Raw genomic sequence first — 18,385 nt, 5'->3', positions numbered from 1 at the left:
CCACAGGGAAAGGTCCAAGGGAACAATGCCAGCGCCAATGCCCCCCATTTATAAAAATCTGCTCAATATTCTTTGGCTGCCCCTCATTATTTTCGCCTTAGGGTATCTGGTGGCGTCCTATCTGGATAGTCAGCAGCAACAGCAAAATCACCAGACGATTCAGCGTGAGCTGGATGCTCGTCTCAAACAGATTAGCGAAGGTGTGGTCGAACGAGTCTCGCTGTATCAGTATGGTATTCGCGGCGTACGTGGCGCCGTGATGACCTCCCGCCTCGAAAATTTTGATTATGCACAAATGCAGGCTTACACCAAAACCCGCGATTACCCATTGGAGTTTCCTGGTGCGCGTGGTTTCGGTTTTATCCGCTTTATCCTGCCCGACCAAAAAGACGACTTTGTGGCCAAGGCACGCGCTGATCGCCCCGACAATAGTTTTGATATTCGCACGCTGACTGCGCACAACGACAGCCTGTTTGTGATTCAGTACATAGAGCCGGAAAACCGCAATAAGCAAGCAGTGGGGCTGGATATCGGCTCCGAATCGATGCGACGTGAGGCAGCGCTGAATGCCGCTCGATTTAACGAAGTGCGCCTTACTGCCCCCATCACTTTGGTACAAGCCAGCAAGAAAACCAAACAAGGCTTTCTGATCCTGATGCCGATTTACCAGCACAACGAAGTGCCGGCACGTATCGACCAGCGCTTGCAAGAGCTGGCAGGCTGGAGTTACGCGCCGATCTTAATCGATGAAGTGCTCAGCTCCGTTTCAGGGCTAAATGATGATGTCACGCTGAGCATTTCCGATATCACCAATGGTTCGCCGCTGCCGTTTTTCTCACGTGGCACCGATGATGCCACTACCTCATATAATACTCAGCAGATCATCTGGTTGTTCGGACGCGACTGGTCACTGAATCTAACCGCAAAACAAAGCTTTATTGACTCACTGCCTTTGCCTGCTAACGAATATATCTATCGTGAAATTCTGGGCAGTACGCTGGTCATGATGCTGATCGTATTCAGTATCCAATTGATTGCTATGCGCCGAACGCAAGCAACCAAACACAAAGCAGAGCTCGCACTCGCAACGGAAAAAGCGCTCAAAGAAGCCAACGCCCTCCTTGAATTGCAAGTTATCGAACGTACCCAACAGATGGCGAAAATTAACGCCTTGCAACGCACCATTCTCAGCAGTGCGGGCTATGCGATCATCGCTACCGATCTCGATGGTATTATCACCGTATTTAACCCTTCAGCGGAAAAGTTACTTGGCTACACCGCCAAGGAAATGATTGGTGTCAGCACCCCTTCACGTTTTCATCTGATGGAAGAAGTGTCCGCGCGCGCAAAACAGTTGTCTTCAGAGCTAGGTGAGAATATTCAGCCCGGATTTGATGTATTTGTAGCAAAAGCACGCCTTGGATTCGTCGACATCACCCGCTGGACCTACGTACACAAAAACGGCCATCACATTCCAATCCGCCTTATCGTCAGTTGCCTGCTGGACGATAACCAGGAGCCGTTAGGTTACCTTGGCATCGCTGACGACCTAACCGACATGCTACAGCGCGAAAAAGAACTGGCAGAAGCGAAAGAACTGGCAGAGCAAGCCAACCGCGCAAAGTCGGACTTTCTGGCCAACATGAGTCATGAGCTGCGCACGCCGATGAATGCGATTTTGGGACTACTGCAAATCGCGCAGAATACCGATCTCAACAAACAGCAGCGCGACTACCTCAATAAGACGCAAAATGCCGCGCAGTCCCTGCTGGTGCTACTTAATGACATTCTCGACTTTTCGAAAGTGGAAGCCGGAAAAATGGAGATCGAACAGCAACCATTTTCTCTGCCGGAACTGATGCACGAAACCGGCATTCTGCTCTCATCTAACCTGCAACACAAACATCTGGAGATCATCTATCAAATTGATGAAGACGTGCCTTCTTACTTGGTTGGTGACAGCCTGCGCCTGCGCCAGATCCTGCTCAATCTGGCGGGCAATGCGATTAAGTTTACCGAAGAAGGCGAAGTGAAAGTCGCCATCAGCACGGTTGAACACACCGCTGATCGCTACGTTTTGCGTGTCACCGTTACCGACACCGGCATCGGCATGACAGACGAACAGCAAAGCGTGATCTTTAAAGGCTTCAGTCAGGCGGAGTCGTCCATCAGCCGTCGCTATGGCGGTACTGGGCTGGGTCTGTCTATAGTGAAGCATCTGGTCAGCCTGATGGATGGTACGGTCGAGGTAAAAAGCCAGCTAGGCGTCGGTAGTGAATTTAGCTTTACGGTCAGTTTAGGTTGCGTTGAAGAGTGGAAGTTACCCGAACCAGCGGCGGCACTGCCTAATGGTCTCAATGTTCTGATCGTGGAAGACAACAACACCGCGCGTTTGATTTTCGATGATCTGCTCAAGCGGTTCGGCTGCAAGGTGACTTCCGTGGCGGATGCCGAACAGGCTTTGCCTCTGATTGAACAGGCCGATGCGAACCTTCAGCCGTTTGACCTGCTGTTTATTGATTGGAAACTGCCGGGCATGGATGGGTTAAGTCTGACCCAGACAGTGCGCAGCCAACTCACGTTGAAAAAGACACCACAAGTAGTGATGGCAACTGCGTTTGGGCGTGAGCTGCTGGATGAACATCTGGAAGAGACTCAATCACTGCTTGATGCGCTGCTGGTGAAGCCAGTAACGCCTGATATGGTGAAAAATACCCTGTTGGACGTGGTCAATAACCGCAATAAGCCACGTGATGAACAACTTGGTTATAAAGCCCAGTCACAAGCTTTGCTTGGCCTGAAACTGCTGTTGGTGGAAGACAATTCAACCAACCGTCTGGTCGCCACCGAGCTTCTCAGTCAGCAAGGGGCTACCGTTGTAGAAGCGGAGAGCGGCACCGAAGCACTGGCGGCCCTCACTCAACAAGAATTCTCATTGGTACTGATGGATGTACAGATGCCGGGGATGGATGGTTATGAAACCACGCGCCGTATTCGTCAGATCCCGCATTTTGCTGACTTACCGATTCTGGCCATGACCGCGAACGCGATGCCAGAAGACAAAGTCGCTTGTCTGAACGCTGGCATGGACGATCATATTGCCAAACCTTTCCACATTGGCGAAGTGGCAGAAAAAATTCTGCAATACACCAGTCAACTGTCGCCGCCGGAAGAACACAAAACGGAAACTGAGACTAAGTTGAAGGACCTGACTCAGGCTGCTCTGCAATATGGTGAAACTCAACATATTGATGTGATGTCTGCAATTGAACGCCTTGGCGACACAGCCATCTACGCTCGCGTAGTACAGCAATTTGCCGATGATATTCAGCAGGCTATTCCTCAGTTCCAACAGCAGGAACTTCCCGCCAAAGAGGCGCGTTTGCTCTACCACAGCCTGAAAAGCGGCGCAGCCAGTTGCGGTCTGACCTCACTAGCACAGAAACTGCAGCAAGCCGAACAGTATTGTGCGCAAGACCCAGATAGTGTCATTCCGCGCAACAGTAGCCTACTGGCCGAAGTATTGGTTGCACGCTCAAAACTCAACAATCTTTATGAGCTGCTCACGGCGGACAATGAGAAATCGACTGAAACCGCAGACGAAATTCCGGAACTGGATTCAAAAATCGAGCAACTGGTTCATTATCTGAAGACGTCAAACATGGCGGCGATGAGTTTATTTGATGAAATTTCCGAGCAACTTCAATATATTGATGCATATCAGACAGCGGAACTGTCTGCTCATATGCAGAATCTGGCGTTCGATCAGGCGGCTGCAATCCTAGGACAAATTAAAAAGACAAAAGGCTTAGCCGATGCATCATAACTCTTTCTCCCCAGAGTTAATGACAGAACCCAGATTCACCGTGTTAGTCGTCGACGATCAGGCGACCAATATTCAGTTGATCTACCAGCTTTTGAAAAATGAGTACGACGTCCTGATGGCCACAACTGGCCAGCAGGCGATCGCCGTGTGCCGCGAGCACAAACCCGATCTGATTTTGATGGATGTATTGATGCCGGATATCAACGGCTGGGAAACGTGTAAGATTCTCAAGCGCGATCCGGACATCGCCACCATTCCGGTGATTTTCGTCACCGCCCTGACTGATCAGGATGATGAAAATGCCTGCTGGGACGCGGGTGCGGTCGATTTTCTGCAAAAGCCAATCAACGCGAATACCCTCAAACACCGCGTCCGCGCGCACCTGACCTTGAAACATCAGTCGGATTTGCTGCGCTCACTGGCTTATGTTGATGGCCTGACCGGCATCAGTTCGCGTCGCCATTTTGATCAGTATATGGAAGCTCAAATGGGCCATGCGTTTCGCAAGCAGGAAAGCTTAGGTGTGCTGTTGATTGATATCGACTTTTTCAAGCAGTACAACGATCGCTACGGCCATATCGCGGGCGATGACTGTTTGCGCCAAGTGGCGCAGAGTCTCAAACAAAGCTGTCTGCGCTCGGCGGACATGGTGGCCCGTTATGGCGGAGAAGAGTTTGTGTTGGTACTGCCCGATACCAATGAGAGAGGTTTGGAACGTATCGCTCAGCGCATCAAGCAGCAGCTTGAACAAGAAGCGATTGCCCACATTGGTTCTCCGACCTCGCTGCTGACGGTCAGCGCTGGCGGCGCGGTTTACTTACCAGGAGAGCTGCCTGACGGCGCCGAAGCGATGCTGATACTGGCAGATACCATGCTCTACAAAGCCAAAGCGGAAGGTCGAAACCGCAGTTGCATCGAAGTTTTGCACGCCGAAGTGTTGTAGTCCGCTTGCGCGAAATCCGCACGCTACGTGACATTGTCACGCCGAATAATTCAACTTTCCCCCTCATCTCCTGCCTAGAGACAAAAAAATAGCCACGGCGAAACGTGGCTAAAACTCACAGCAGTTAGGAAATTTGAATCAGGCAATCCACTCTTCCAGCGAAGTGCGGGTCAGCATCAATCCAGCGCGTAGGCCCGGGCGAACGCCGCTGTTCGGGAAGATCAGCCATTCCTTTTCCTGATGAACGCGGTATTCCGTGTCACCATCTTGCGCCAACAGTTCACCCCGTTCAAATGCGGTAAAGTTCTCGACGCTTTCGGCGAAATTGAGCCTGAACGCTTCCGACAGTTTCGTCAGTTCCTGACTCACTTTGTACACCGGCATGGCCTCGGCGCTGTTATCCGGCGTGACTTCGTCGCTGACCAGAGCCTGCAACCCCTGCTCGATACCGACAAACTGACTGAGGTCATTTTCGCCAAACGGCAATGCTTTACCCAGTTCCAATGTGCAGCTGTCTGCGCCGCATTGTTGGCTGGAGAAGTAGCTGAACGTCGCGGCAGGCGCATGGTTGATCACCAGCGCTTCGAGGCCCACACGGCGCAGCCATTCGATGGTCGCTGCCGGATATTTGCCACAGTCGACGTATGGCATCAGACCAAAGCGGACATGGAACGACGGTTTGCGCGCGGTGTGCAGGTCAAAGTGCACACGTTGCGTCTCTGGCGCAGCCTGATAAAACTCGCTCACCAGCGTTTCAATCAGCGCGGCGCGACGGGTTTCGTCACACGGCTCATAATTATGATGCTTGCCACTGAACAGGCGGTTCATGTCCACATCCAAGTAGCGTTCACCACTGCGCAGCGCCGGCAAATTCCCCAGAATCACCAGCAAGCGTACCGCCAATTTGCGCTCGCCACTGAGCAGATCCTGCACCAGTTGCGCCACAATCTCGACCGGTGCCGTTTCATTGCCGTGAATACCGGCAGAGATCACTACGCTCTTGTCGCACGCCGCTTTCGGCGTGAATTCAATCACGCCGGGCGCGCTACGCTGCCAATGTAACGCTGGTGTTTCACCTGACTGCGGGGAATAGACATCCCCCGCCAATGTTTCGTACAGAAATTGCATCATCGCAACCTCTTAGCGCTGGAACGGATAAATTGAACCCAGACCCATGATTTGAGTCAGCTCGTCCAGTGCAGTGCGGTTTTCCACCAGCAATTGTGGGTCCGCCAGATCCGCTTCCGTCAGACGGTCACGGTAGTGTTTCTCAACCCACTGCGTCAGAGACAGATACAAGCCATCGTTCATCAGTGCTTTGGGGTTCGCCGCACGTAATTCGTCGTCGTTTAAGACCACACGCAGACGCAAACACGCAGGACCACCGCCGTTGCACATACTTTCACGCAGGTCGAACACTTTTACTTCGTTGATCGGGCCGCCGCTGGTCACCAGTTCGTTGAGGTACGTCCACACGCGCTCGTTCTTGCGTGACTCTTCCGGTACCACAATCATCATGCGACCGTCGGCTTTGGTCAGCAGTTGGCTGTTAAACAGGTACGTACCGACCGCATCTTCCACCGACACTTTCGCTGACGGCACTTCAATTGGGGTGAATTCACAGTCAAAACGGCCCAATTTGTGGCGAATTTCGTCAAACACTTGCGCTTGATGAATAAACGCTTCCTGATGGTGGAACAGCACCGGACCGTTGCTCACCGCGATCACGTCGTTGTGGAACACACCTTTGTCGATCACATCCGGATTCTGTTGCAGGAACACGGTTTGCGATTCATCCAGTTGATGCAGACGCGCCACCGCTTCACTCGCTTCACGGGTCTGACGCGCCGGGAATTTCTGCGGCTCAACCTGACCACCAAACGCCTGACGACCATAAACAAACACTTCCACACCCTGTTCACCGTAGCTGCGGCACAGACGGTTGTGGTTCGCAGCGCCTTCGTCGCCCATCAGCGCTTGCTGAGGCAGCGCCGCGTGGTGCGCAAAGTGGTTCGCATCGGCAAAAATCGCCTGCAGCGCATTGCCAGTGGTGATGTCTTCAATCGAGCGGTGGAACTTGTTGTTCAGGTTCGCCACGGTAAAGTGCACTTTGCGATCCGCCGTGTCGGCCGACGGTGACACCGTCGCCGCGTTTGCTACCCACATTGAGGAGGCCGAGCTCACGTTCGCCAGCAGTTGCGGCGCTTTCTTCGCGGCCTGCGCAATCACTTCGGCATCGGTGCCAGAAAAGCCCAGTTTGCGCAGCGTGTGCACGCATGGGCGTTCTTGTGGTGGCAGTACGCCTTGTTTGAACCCCATGTCGGACAGGGTTTTCATCTTTTGTAGACCTTGCAGCGCCGCCACTTTCGGGTTCGCGACCGCATTTTTGTTGGAGGTCGAGGCCACGTTGCCAAACGACAGACCAGCATAGTTGTGCGTTAAACCGACGAGACCATCGAAGTTCACTTCATAAGCTTGTTTCACTGACATAGGGTAATACTCCTTCTCGCCTTTTAGTTAAATTGTAGGCCGGGTAAATGTTTTTCTGGCAGGGTCAGGTGTTCATGTTCCAGTGAAGCCATCGGCCAGGAACAGTAATCCGCTGCGTAGTACGCGCTCGGGCGGTGGTTACCGGATGCGCCGGTGCCACCAAATGGCGCGTTGCTGGAAGCGCCGGTCAACGGTTTGTTCCAGTTCACAATACCGGCACGCGCTTCAATCAGCAGTTGTTCGTATTTTTCACGTTGTGGCGAAATCAGGCCGGTCGCCAGACCGAAACGGGTACGGTTCGCCAGTTTGATGGCTTGATCATAGCTGTCGTAGCGAATGATGCTCAGCAGCGGACCAAAATATTCGTCATCTGGCAGCTCGCTGACCGACGACACCTCAAGAATGCCCGGAGACAGCATGGCGCTGTGATCATTGAGCTTTGCCATACGCAGCAACGGTTCAGCACCAAGGCCAATCAGTTTGTCCTGCGCAGCCAGCAGTTGCTCTGCTGCTGCGGTTGAAATCACCGGGCCCATGAATGGCGCCGGATCGTCGTTCCATTGACCGATACGAAGATCACGCGTCACCTCAATCAGGCGACGAATCAGTGCATCACCCTGCGCGCCAGAGCGCACCAGCAAACGACGTGAACAGGTACAACGCTGTCCGGCACTGATAAAGGCCGATTGCACCACGATGTTCACTGCGGCATCCAGGTTGTCGTATTCATCGACGATCAGCGCGTTGTTGCCACCCATTTCCAGCGCCAGAATCTTCTCCGGCTGACCGGAAAGCTGACGATGGAGCAGATAACCGGTATTGGCTGAGCCGGTGAACAGCAGACCATCGATATCCTGATGCGAAGAGAGGGCAATCCCGGTCTCTTTTGCGCCCTGAACCAGGTTCAGTACGCCAGCCGGCAGACCCGACTGCTGCCAGATTTCCAGCGTGATTTGCGCCGTCCACGGCGTCAGCTCACTCGGTTTAAACACCACGCAGTTACCCGCAAGCAGCGCGGGCACAATGTGACCGTTTGGCAGGTGGCCCGGGAAGTTATACGGACCAAACACCGCCAGCACGCCGTGAGGACGGTGACGCAGCACGGCCTGACCTTCGGCCATTGCCGTCACTTTCTGCCCGCTGCGTTCATGATAAGCCTGCACGGAGATCTGCACTTTGTTCATCATCGCCTGCACTTCCGTCAGCGCTTCCCATTTTGGCTTACCAGTTTCCTGAGCAATCACGTCCGCCAGGCGATCGCGCGCTTCATTCAGGTTGGCAACAAAACGGTTCAGAATCTCGATACGCGCTTCAAGCTCCATGCGCGCCCAACTTGGGAACGCGTCACGGGCCGCTTGGACCGCTTGATCCACCTGCGCATCGCTGGCCGCGTTGCCAGACCAGATGGTTTGTAGATCGCCCGGGTTGTATTTCGACAATGCAGCGCCTTGGCCTTGCAGCCATTCGCCGTTAATCAACAGATCATGCGAGGTCATGACGTTTCTCCTTGGCAAACAGCGGCGCAATGCGCACGTGATCGCCATCGCTCACCAGCAGCGCTTTCGCCTGCTCTGCCGACAGCACAATTTCCGTCTCGGTGCATGGCTGATTGCCGATCAGCGCGCGGTAGTTCTGGTAGCTTTCGTTACCGATCAGTAAGGTGGTCTCAGTTTCTTCGATGTGCTCAGCAATCACGACTTTACGGGTTTCGAAATCACGCACGATGCGCAGATCTCGGGTGTACGCTTCCAGCGTCGGGCCCGCATCAAAGATGTCGATGTAGCCTTCGTAACGCATGCCTTCACCTTCCAGAATCTTACGGGCTGGCAGCGTGTTTTCATGCACTTCGGCGATCACGGCTTTGGCTTCGTCAGTCAGGAAATCGACGTACAGTGGGTGCTTTGGCATCAGCTCAGCAATGAAGGCTTTCTGGCCGATCCCCGTCAGGTAATCCGCTTCGCTGAAATCAATCGCAAAGAAATGGCGGCCCAGACTTTCCCAGAATGGCGAGTGGCCGTTTTCATCCGACACGCCGCGCATTTCAGCGATCAGCTTGTCGGCAAATTTGTCCTGAAACGTCGCCATAAACAGCATGCGCGACTTTGACAGCAGGTGACCGTTCTTACCCTGGCGGTAATCCGGGTCAAGGAACAGCGTACACAGTTCGCTGTAACCTGTGTGGTCGTTACTCAGAAACAGTGTTGGCATCTGAGTGTACACGTTCAGTTCTTTGGAGGCATGAACCAGTGTGCCGACACGAAAATCGTACCAGGCTTCCGTCAGGCCAATCGCGACTTCCACGCCGCTGATCCCAACCACTTCACCGGTTTCGGTTTCTTCCAGCACAAACAGGTAACCCTGATCGTGCAGTGGCGCGTCACCTTCCCAAGTCGCAATCATACGTTCGATACGATCGGTCAGACGCGCTTCGTTGTTTGGCAGAGACGTAAATCCTACCCCGGTTTTGGTCGCCAGCTTCAGCAGCGCCTGTTTGTCATCCCTCGTTACCGGGCGAATTACCATCATAGTCCTGATTCCTTGTTCTATTGTTGAAGATGAAAGTGTTACAGCGAGACGATCCACACCGGCTGGCCAGATTGCAGCCCCGCTTCTTCCATCATTCCTTTATCTACACTCAACTGGTTCCCTGACAACGTGCCTTCAGCAATCATAGCGCTGAAGCCGTGCGGACCTTCAAAGCCGACCAAAAACGGCATGCCTTCTCCACCGAGTGGTTGCGCTGCAATTTTGCCGCGCTGCATGCCATGCCACACCGACAACGTATTGCGCGGTGCGGTCAGGATTGGACCTGCATCGAAGATCTCGACGTATTTATCTGGCTCAAACCCTTCGTCGCTCAGCAGCTGGCACTGCAATTCCGCATCCGGGTGAACCTGCCCCATCACCGCTTGCGCTTCCTCATCAATCAGAGGCACGTACAGCGGGTGGTGTGGCATCAGCTCGGCAACAAAGGTTTTGTCGCGCGTGCCGTTGTAGTACTCGACCTGGTTGTAATCCATACCGAAGAATTTTCTGCCGACATGCTCCCAGAACGGGGCTCGACCGTTCTTGTCTGCAATACCCGGCAGAACCGCCATCCACTCACTGGCAAAACGAATCGGAAACGCGCTCATATAGAGCAGGCGGCCGAGGGTAATCAGTGAGGGGTAGGTGGTCGCTTTGAGTGAGGGAACCACATAAAACGAGCACAATTGGGAGTGATCACTCAGATCGTGATTCAGCGTCAGCGCATGGATGCGGCTGTGAACATTCAACGCTCGTGATGAGTGGATCAGAATGTCATTGCGAAACGCGTAAAACGGTTCGCGGTAGCCCGCCAGTGCGTTGATCGCTCCCGTGCCCAAAAGGCGTCCGGTGTGTGTCTCTTCCAACACAAAGAAGTAAGACTCTTCTCCCGGACAAATTACGTCCTGCTCAAAGGCGGAAACCGAACGTTCCACTTTTTTCATCAGGTGATCACGCATGGCGGGCAAGGTGCACACCATCGGCCCACTTTCGTGTGCCAGACGCTCGATCTCGTTAAGATCACCCAGGTTTGCAGGACGCAATAAAATCATGATTTATTCCTTATGCGTAAAGGCTTCCAGTGCCTGTTCCAATCGATCCAGACCGGTATCGATTTCGTTGGTTGTGATATTCAGTGCCGGCGCAAAACGAACCACGTTCGGGCCGGCAATCAGCGTCATCAGGCCATGCTCGGCCGCCATGTTGCTGATGGTTTTCGCCTGCCCCGCGTGCTCAGCAGTCAGTTCGCAGCCGATCAACAGACCGAGGCCACGCACTTGCTTAAACACGCCAAGCTTGGCATTGATACTTTCCAGACGCGTCACAAAGTGATCGTGCTTGGCTTTCACGCCCTGCAGGAATGCGTCCTGATTAATCTCGCTCAGCACGGCACCAGCAACAGCCGCAGCCAGCGGGTTACCGCCGTAGGTTGTGCCGTGCGTGCCAACCGACAGCGCCGGGGCAAATTTATCGGTGGTCAGAATACCGCCAATCGGGAAACCGCCACCCAGTGCTTTGGCCGTCGACAGCACATCCGGCGCCACGCCATAGTGCATGTACGCATACAGGTGTCCGGTGCGGCCAACGCCCGTTTGTACTTCATCGAAAATCAGCACCGCATCGTGCTCATCACACAGCGCGCGCAGGCCTTGCAGGAACTCAGGCGTTGCCGGAACGACACCGCCTTCGCCTTGCATGGGTTCAACGATGACCGCACACGTTTGGGGGCCGATCACCTGTTTCGCCGCATCCAGGTCGTTGAAATCAACGTGGTGAATCCCGCCGGGCAGCGGCGCGAAATCTTGTGAGTATTTTGGCTGACCACCCGCAGTCACGGTAAACAGCGTGCGGCCGTGGAACGCATTACGAAAGGCGACAATCTCGTTCTTATCGCTACCGTGTTTATCCAACGCGTACTTGCGGGCCAGTTTCAGCGCCGCTTCGTTTGCTTCCGCACCCGAGTTACAAAAGAACACTTTGTCTGCGAAGGTGCTTTCCACCAGCGTGCGAGCCAGCGCCAGCACTGGCTCGTTGGTGTAGCCATTGCCGAGATGCCACAACTTGTCCGCTTGCTCGGTCAGAACCGCTTTCAGCAGCGGGCTAGCATGACCCAGTGCGTTCACCGCAATGCCGCCAGCGAAATCGATGTATTGTTTGCCTTGCTGGTCGTAAACGGTCGAGCCTTCACCGCGAACCGGAATAAACGGTGCAGGAGAAAACATTGGGATCATGTATTGGTCGAAATCGGTTCTGTTTGGCGTGAGCGTCATGTTGTGTGCCTCGTTGTGTTTTTCCATTGCCACCAGATTACTCAATCGGTTGCCAGAATTCGTTCGGATTTCCGACCAAAACTTATAGATTTTCACACCAGTTTAAACGGACTGGTTTATTAAACGGACTGCTTTAAAACGTTTTGAAGCGTTTTGCCCGTTCATCCCTCGGCGTCATGTCGTAGTGCGCCTTATAGGCCGACGAAAAATGAGGCCCGCTGGAAAAACCGCACATCAGACCAATCTGTACCACCGACTGGTTGGTGGTTTGCAGCAGATGACGCGCTTTTTTCAGCCGCAACTGCAAGTAGTAGCGCGCCGGCATGGTATCGAGGTAACGCTTAAACAAGCGTTCTAACTGGCGACGGGAAATGTGCACCAACTCTGCCAGTTCATCGCTCGACAGCGGCTCTTCGAGGTTGCTCTCCATCAGCGCGAGCGCCTGTTGCAGCCTCGGTTGCATCTCTGCGCCGCTGGTGACGCGCTGCTTATCGCTGCCCGGTCTGACCCGTTCGAGACACAATGCATCTGCCAACGTTTGAATCGTCTCTTCACTTTCAAAACGGCTGAGATAGGCCAGCAGGCAATCGAGAGCAGCCGCCTGACCGCAGCCACTGCTGAGGCGTTCACCGAGCACGTAAAGTTCGTGACTGAGCGCCAGTTGCGGATAACGCTGCGCCGCCGCATCCAACGTGTGACCATGCCACGCCCACGTCGCGTCCAGCCCGATGCCACTCTCCAGCAGCCACAAGCCGCCGTTATCCAGCGCCAACAGGTGTGAATCACCTTGGGCGGCATACTCCGCCAGCGCTCGTTTGACGTCATCGCTCAACGCAGCTTGCGGCGCATGGCTTGCCAGCACAATCAACAGTTGGCAATCGAGCGCGTCGCTGATGGCCTGTTCGGCATGAAGCGTCAGCCCTGCAGTCATCGTCACGGGCTTATCGGTTTGTTCGGCGATGTAAAAGAGCGTGTATTTTTCTTCGTCCAGAATCTGGTTGATGCAGGCCAGCGACTCAGTGACCGCACCCAGGGTGAGCAGTGAGCAAGGTTGAGGGACATAGAGTCCGATTCTGTGAGGCGAAGAAGATGAGGTCATATCGTGATTACTATGTTCCATGTTGAGTGGCGGCCTTGCGCACCCATTTCGGTTGACCATTCACCTTCACTCACCGCAGCAATCTGCTTGCTCGGCCTGGACGGGGCAACACACCGAAATTCCTTTCGCGCCTATTTGCATGAGCTCGGCCATAGTCGGCGTGACCAAGAAAAAGCGAATAATTAATCAGCTTTATTTCTTCATCATGAAAACTCATGCAAATAAAACAAATAAAATGAATTTTTATATTCCATTCTGCCCATAATAAATACCCACAGGGCTCGTTACATAGTAAATTTAAACACAATAAAATATCAACATATTAAACAAATTCGAAACATATCTCTTTGAATTTATTTCAAATAAATTTAATTAACCAATTGTTTTATAATACTTATTTGTAGAATAAATCGAGAAAACAAACACAATGAAAAGATTATTTTCAGCTTGCTCATCAATGAAGCAATTTTATTAATTCAAATTCAGATTTTTATTTAATTATTTTGAATAAAACATCAAATTAAATATTAACTCTAAATAACACCTCAATCCGAATGGAGATAGATTCAAGAAGCGACGTCACGGCGAAAATTCATCCGTAGAAACAAAAAGCCATGGCGAATGCCATGGCTAAAGAGGAACAACAAACAATCACACAGTGGAAGGAAATCCGTCTCAGCCCCACACGCCTTCGCTCGGTTCCACCACACTGTCACGGTAGTGAAGCGAGGGAGAGCGATCTTCTGACAGCAATAAAGGCCCGTCGATATCAACCCAGCGTGCTTGCTGCGCCAGCAGAAGTGCCGGAGCCATCGCCAGTGACGTCCCAATCATGCAACCGACCATCACCTCAAAGCCCATCGCCTGCGCCTCTTTGAGCAGTGCCAGCGCTTCCGTCATGCCGCCGGTTTTATCCAGCTTGATGTTCACTGCCTGATAACGTCCTTTGAGCGCCGCCAGCGAGGTGCGATCAATGCACGATTCATCAGCGGTGATCGGCAGAATCGGCGTAATGGTTTCCAACAGATGCTCTTCTTCAAACGCCAGCGGCTGCTCGACCATTTCCACCCCCAGTTTTGCCAGCTCAGGCAGATAGTCGCACAACTGGGCAAAGCTCCAGCCCGTGTTCGCATCAATCACCAAGCGCGTATCGGGTGCGGCGGCGCGCACTGCACGCACACGTTCTATATCACCGCTGCGGCCCAGTTTGAGTTTGAGAATCGGTCGATGCTTCTGTGCCGCGGCGGCGCGGCCCATGTTCTCCGCGCTGTCGAGTGACAAGGTAAAGACGGTCGTCACAGGGTGCGGTGCGGCGTCAAATCCGGCCATCTGCCAAGCAGGCTGCTGCTGCAACTTGGCTTCAAGCTCAAACAGCGCGCAGTCAATGGCGTTGCGCGGTGCGCCGGAAGGCAGCAGATCGCGCAGTTCATCACGGCTGATGCCACCTTCAACCGCCGCCACCGCTGATTGCACATCCGCCAGCACATCGAATGGATAATCGGGCTCAAAAATGTCCATGCGCTCGCATTCGCCGCGCCCCACACAGCCATCCTGCTCAATTTCCACCACCACGACTTCGCCATGCAGCATCGGCGCCATGCGAGAAATGACGAACGGTTCGTGCAGCGGCCATTGCTCGACGCGTACGCTCATCTTACGCATAACACACCTCAGTCAGGCCATCGACGATCTTCGCCACGCCCGTGCGCACTGGATCAACCACGGGTACACCAAACTGCTTCTCAACGCGGGCGATTTCAGCCAGCGCTTCTTCCTGAGTCAGGTTGACCGTGTTCAGCGCAATGCCACCTAAGCGAATATTCGGGTTCGTCACACGGCCCATGGTCAGGTTGATGTCGATGGTGGTTTGCAGATCAGGCACGCTAAAGCCCGGCATTTCGTCCATCTGCGTGCGGCCCGCTTCGTGGCACACAATGATCACATCCGCCTGCGCGCCATGCAGCAGACCTAAACTCACGCCCGCGTAAGCCGGATGCAGTAACGAGCCCTGGCCTTCAATAATGTCCCAGTGCTCAGGTGCGTTGTCCGGCGACAGGTTTTCCACCATGCCGGAGATAAAATCAGAGACCACGGCATCGACCGGGACACCGCTGCCTTCAATCAAAATGCCGGTTTGACCGGTCGCGCGAAACGTCGCGGCCACGCCACGTTTTTCCAGTTCACGATGAATCGCCAGCGTGGTGAACATCTTGCCAACACAGCAATCGGTGCCGACACTCAGCAGACGTTTACCCACACGTGGTAACCCGGTACCACACACCATCGGCCCTTGTGGAACACGCACATCAATCAGTTTTTGCCCGGTGCGCTCAGCCGCCGCCACCAGCTCAGGAATATCGTTAAGGCGCATGTGCAGACCGCTGGCGATATCCATGCCCGCTTCCATCGCGTCAATCAAAATATCCAACCACGCCATCGGCAAAGTGCCGCCCACCGGCGCCAGACCGAGAATGAAGGTTTTGGCGCCGCACGCCGCCGCTTCACGCGGTGACATTTCCGCTAAGCCCAAATCGGCTTTGGCACCCGGCAGACGAAATTGCGCCAGGCATTTTTCCGGGCGCCAATGCGCCACACCTTTCGCCACTTTCGCCATCAGCAGGTCATTGGCATCGCCCAGAAACACTAAGTAAGGGGTTTTCAATTCAATCTTGTTCATTGTGTTGATCCTTTTTTACAGTCAAACGAGCCCACAAGAGCCGTAACTCCTGGTGCCATCAGGTTGTGGTTAGCGTGGAAAAATCAGGTCGCAGCAGCGGTCACGGGGTTTGCTTCCGGTGTTCGCTGAATCTGGTGTCGATAGAGGTAACGCTCTGCCTGACGCCAGGCCATCACAAACACCGTCGCAATGATGAGGTATAGCCCTGCCGCCAAAAAGTACGTTGAAATATCAAAAGTTTGAGAAAAAGCGCGCCGTGTTTGGCCCATTAAATCCATCACGGTGATCACGCTGGCCACCGCGCCGCCTTTGAGCATTAAGATGCATTCATTGCCCAGTGCCGGAAACGCAATCCGATACGCCAACGGCAGCACAATGTGGCGATACAGCAGGCTGTTGTTCATGCCCATCGACTTGGCCGCTTCAATTTCGCCGGCGTCGACCGACTGAATCGCGCCGCGCAGAATTTCCGTCTGATAAGCCAGCGAGTTGAACGTGAACGCCAGCAGCGCGCAGTTAAACGGGTCGCGGAAAAAGTGCCACAGCCCCATCTCCATCAGCCACGGGCGAAATTGCCCGGAGCCGTAATAGAGTAAAAACAGTTGTGCAATCAGCGGCGTGCCGCGAAAGAACGAGATGAACCACTGCACCGGCCAGCGATAAACGCGCGCACGCTGAATGCGCAGCAGCGACATCGGCAACGCCAGCAACGCCGCCAGTGACACTGAGATAAAGGTGATTTTGAGTGTCATCCATGCACCATCCAGCAACATCGGCGCGACTTTAGCGATAAATTCGGTCATGACGGTCTCCTTATCGACTCACGCGAATGCCACGTTTGGAACGCTCTTCCATTGCTGCCAGTACCCGCTCACAACAGACGCACACGGCCCAGTACGCCAGGCACACGGTGAGATAAAACAGGAACGGTTTCTTGGTTGCGCCTACCGCGATATTCGCCGCGCGCATCAAATCATCCAGCGCAATCACCGACACCAGCGCGGTGTCTTTGAGCAGGTTGATCCAGAGGTTGCCCAATCCGGGCAGTGCCAAGCGCAGCAGTTGCGGGCGCTCAATCAGCCAGAAAATCTGCCCGCGGCCCATCGCCAGTGAATAGCCCGCTTCGCGCTGGCCTTTATCCATGGCTTTCCACGCGCCACGCAGCACTTCCGCCGCGTAGCCACTGAAGACCAAGCCCAGCGCAATCACGCCCGCACCAAACGGGTTGAGTTCAAAAAAGCCGTTGCTCGGGTCAAGCCATTTTAGGGTTTTATTAATCAGCAGACCGACGCCGTGGTAAATGATGAACAGCGTCAGCAGTTCCGGCAGGCCGCGCAGAACCGTGGTGTACACGGTGGCAAACCAGCGGTGGCCTTTGTGCTTGCTGATCGACAGTGCGGCGACACCCGTGCCAAGCACCATTCCCACCGGTAACGCACACAGCGCCAACCCGAGCGTAATCGCCAGCCCTTTGAGCAGTTCGTCACCCCAGCCACTGTCACCCAGACTCAGATACATCAGATAATCCATCGCGTCGCTCTCTTCGTGATTCCATTCAAGTGGCGACTCACGCCGCCACCCGTCGGCTGACTTATTTCAGCGTCAGCAGGTTAATCTTGAAAAACTCGTCGTTGATTTTCTGATAGGTGCCATCTTTGATGATGTTAGCGAGCGCCTGATTGACACGCTGGCGCAGGGCATCATCTTCTTTGCGCAGCGCAATGCCCACGCCGTCGCCCACGTATTTGCTGTCAGTAATCAGATCGCCCGCTTTGTGGCAACACGCGCCGTCGTCTGAGTTCAGCCAATCGGTCATTGGCATGATGTCGCCCGCCTGCGCATCAATCCGGCCACTGGCAAGATCGAGGTTCACCGCGTCCTGAGTCGGATACAGGCGCACATCCGATTCCGGATAGTTGGCCAGCAGATATTCCGCCTGTGTCGTAGAGCTTTGCGCGCCGATGATTAAGCCTTTCATCGCTTTCGGCGACACATCTTTGATGCCTGAGTTTTTATCAACCACAAAGGTCATCGCAGAAGCCTGATACGGCGCGCTGAACGAGACCTGCTGCTTACGTGCTTCGGTAATGAACATCGAGGCGAGAATCATGTCGTACTTACCCGCGAGCAGCGCCGGAATAATGCCGTCCCAATCCTGAGCGACAAATTCACATTCCACTTTCATTTCGCTGCACAACGCCTTACCAATTTCAATATCAAACCCAGCCAACTGACCATCAGCGGTGTAGTAATTGAACGGAGGGTACGCGCCTTCGGTGCCAATTTTAATCGTTTCTGCGCTGGCTGACGCCGCGAATGCCACTGAGGTTGCAAGTAATGCGCCCCATAGTTTTCCTTTTGTCATCATGGATTCCCTTCTACTTTTGTTATGCCCGTACGACTCATGATACGCCCGGTCGTTTGGTTGAATGATTTCATTCCAGACTGTCGTTTGCCCTGAAGACCGCTTCCTTTCAAAACCGCAAACGATGCAAGCTCACTAATGAGTATGTTGAAAGTTGGATAAAATCCATAATGATGAATAAGTATGATA

General features: G+C 53.8%; 14 protein-coding genes. 2 read left to right on the top strand and 12 right to left on the bottom strand.

The window, feature by feature from the left end:
- Window positions 1–25 precede the first annotated feature (25 nt).
- Window positions 26–3,826, top strand: a complete 3,801-nt coding sequence (locus LGV68_RS14600) for a response regulator (RefSeq protein WP_252535551.1) — start codon at window positions 26–28, stop codon at window positions 3,824–3,826.
- A 19-nt stretch (window positions 3,827–3,845) separates the two neighbouring features.
- A complete protein-coding gene (locus LGV68_RS14595; protein ID WP_233926478.1) occupies window positions 3,846–4,769 on the top strand; it encodes a diguanylate cyclase in 924 nt (307 codons plus the stop codon).
- A 138-nt stretch (window positions 4,770–4,907) separates the two neighbouring features.
- On the opposite strand, the gene astE is transcribed toward LGV68_RS14595, so the two are convergent.
- The 12 genes from astE to LGV68_RS14535 form a co-directional block, all read right to left on the bottom strand.
- Window positions 4,908–5,900, bottom strand: a complete 993-nt coding sequence (gene astE / locus LGV68_RS14590; protein ID WP_252535549.1) for a succinylglutamate desuccinylase — start codon at window positions 5,898–5,900, stop codon at window positions 4,908–4,910.
- Between the two features lie 9 nt (window positions 5,901–5,909).
- The gene (gene astB / locus LGV68_RS14585; RefSeq protein ID WP_020329792.1) at window positions 5,910–7,259 is read right to left on the bottom strand and encodes an N-succinylarginine dihydrolase; all 1,350 of its coding nucleotides are present in this window, start codon (window positions 7,257–7,259) and stop codon (window positions 5,910–5,912) included.
- Window positions 7,260–7,282: 23 nt separating this feature from the next.
- Window positions 7,283–8,755 carry a succinylglutamate-semialdehyde dehydrogenase gene (gene astD, locus LGV68_RS14580; protein WP_158129588.1) on the bottom strand — a complete coding sequence of 491 codons (1,473 nt, stop codon included), beginning with the start codon at window positions 8,753–8,755 and terminating at the stop codon, window positions 7,283–7,285.
- Window positions 8,742–9,785, bottom strand: coding sequence for an arginine N-succinyltransferase (astA, locus tag LGV68_RS14575; RefSeq protein ID WP_020329790.1), 1,044 nt, complete (start codon window positions 9,783–9,785; stop codon window positions 8,742–8,744). Before astA ends, astD begins: the two co-directional genes overlap by 14 nt.
- A 38-nt stretch (window positions 9,786–9,823) precedes the next feature.
- Window positions 9,824–10,837, bottom strand: coding sequence for an arginine N-succinyltransferase (locus tag LGV68_RS14570; protein ID WP_020329789.1), 1,014 nt, complete (start codon window positions 10,835–10,837; stop codon window positions 9,824–9,826).
- Window positions 10,838–10,840: 3 nt separating this feature from the next.
- On the bottom strand, window positions 10,841–12,055 hold the full coding sequence (locus tag LGV68_RS14565; protein WP_104965641.1) for a bifunctional succinylornithine transaminase/acetylornithine transaminase: 1,215 nt from the start codon (window positions 12,053–12,055) through the stop codon (window positions 10,841–10,843).
- Between the two features lie 133 nt (window positions 12,056–12,188).
- Window positions 12,189–13,175, bottom strand: a complete 987-nt coding sequence (locus tag LGV68_RS14560) for a helix-turn-helix domain-containing protein (protein ID WP_252535547.1) — start codon at window positions 13,173–13,175, stop codon at window positions 12,189–12,191.
- A gap of 654 nt (window positions 13,176–13,829) precedes the next feature.
- On the bottom strand, window positions 13,830–14,816 hold the full coding sequence (gene dgcA / locus LGV68_RS14555; protein ID WP_202643778.1) for an N-acetyl-D-Glu racemase DgcA: 987 nt from the start codon (window positions 14,814–14,816) through the stop codon (window positions 13,830–13,832).
- Window positions 14,809–15,831, bottom strand: coding sequence for an N-acetyltransferase DgcN (dgcN, locus tag LGV68_RS14550; protein WP_020329785.1), 1,023 nt, complete (start codon window positions 15,829–15,831; stop codon window positions 14,809–14,811). Before dgcN ends, dgcA begins: the two co-directional genes overlap by 8 nt.
- Before the next feature lie 83 nt (window positions 15,832–15,914).
- Window positions 15,915–16,634, bottom strand: coding sequence for an ABC transporter permease (locus LGV68_RS14545; protein WP_024374912.1), 720 nt, complete (start codon window positions 16,632–16,634; stop codon window positions 15,915–15,917).
- A gap of 10 nt (window positions 16,635–16,644) precedes the next feature.
- Complete coding sequence (locus tag LGV68_RS14540; RefSeq protein ID WP_020329783.1) at window positions 16,645–17,361, bottom strand: ABC transporter permease subunit; 717 nt, start codon at window positions 17,359–17,361, stop codon at window positions 16,645–16,647.
- Window positions 17,362–17,422: 61 nt separating this feature from the next.
- The gene (locus LGV68_RS14535) at window positions 17,423–18,196 is read right to left on the bottom strand and encodes a transporter substrate-binding domain-containing protein (protein ID WP_020329782.1); all 774 of its coding nucleotides are present in this window, start codon (window positions 18,194–18,196) and stop codon (window positions 17,423–17,425) included.
- Window positions 18,197–18,385: the final 189 nt, after the last annotated feature.

This window comes from Vibrio sp. LQ2, assembly GCF_023920125.1.
In the GTDB taxonomy this organism is placed as follows: Bacteria; Pseudomonadota; Gammaproteobacteria; order Enterobacterales; family Vibrionaceae; genus Vibrio; species Vibrio fluvialis.
The sequence above is the reverse complement of the archived record's forward strand: the minus strand, read 5'-3'. Positions and strand labels throughout refer to the sequence as shown.

What these genes read in the sequence shown, in the direction of transcription:
- LGV68_RS14600 (WP_252535551.1), top strand. Translation starts at nt 26, where the DNA reads ATGCCAGCGCCAATGCCCCCCATTTATAAAAATCTGCTCAATATTCTT.
- LGV68_RS14595 (WP_233926478.1), top strand. Translation starts at nt 3,846, where the DNA reads ATGACAGAACCCAGATTCACCGTGTTAGTCGTCGACGATCAGGCGACC.
- astE (WP_252535549.1), bottom strand. Translation starts at nt 5,900, where the DNA reads ATGATGCAATTTCTGTACGAAACATTGGCGGGGGATGTCTATTCCCCG.
- astB (WP_020329792.1), bottom strand. Translation starts at nt 7,259, where the DNA reads ATGTCAGTGAAACAAGCTTATGAAGTGAACTTCGATGGTCTCGTCGGT.
- astD (WP_158129588.1), bottom strand. Translation starts at nt 8,755, where the DNA reads ATGACCTCGCATGATCTGTTGATTAACGGCGAATGGCTGCAAGGCCAA.
- astA (WP_020329790.1), bottom strand. Translation starts at nt 9,785, where the DNA reads ATGATGGTAATTCGCCCGGTAACGAGGGATGACAAACAGGCGCTGCTG.
- LGV68_RS14570 (WP_020329789.1), bottom strand. Translation starts at nt 10,837, where the DNA reads ATGATTTTATTGCGTCCTGCAAACCTGGGTGATCTTAACGAGATCGAG.
- LGV68_RS14565 (WP_104965641.1), bottom strand. Translation starts at nt 12,055, where the DNA reads ATGACGCTCACGCCAAACAGAACCGATTTCGACCAATACATGATCCCA.
- LGV68_RS14560 (WP_252535547.1), bottom strand. Translation starts at nt 13,175, where the DNA reads ATGGAACATAGTAATCACGATATGACCTCATCTTCTTCGCCTCACAGA.
- dgcA (WP_202643778.1), bottom strand. Translation starts at nt 14,816, where the DNA reads ATGCGTAAGATGAGCGTACGCGTCGAGCAATGGCCGCTGCACGAACCG.
- dgcN (WP_020329785.1), bottom strand. Translation starts at nt 15,831, where the DNA reads ATGAACAAGATTGAATTGAAAACCCCTTACTTAGTGTTTCTGGGCGAT.
- LGV68_RS14545 (WP_024374912.1), bottom strand. Translation starts at nt 16,634, where the DNA reads ATGACCGAATTTATCGCTAAAGTCGCGCCGATGTTGCTGGATGGTGCA.
- LGV68_RS14540 (WP_020329783.1), bottom strand. Translation starts at nt 17,361, where the DNA reads ATGGATTATCTGATGTATCTGAGTCTGGGTGACAGTGGCTGGGGTGAC.
- LGV68_RS14535 (WP_020329782.1), bottom strand. Translation starts at nt 18,196, where the DNA reads ATGACAAAAGGAAAACTATGGGGCGCATTACTTGCAACCTCAGTGGCA.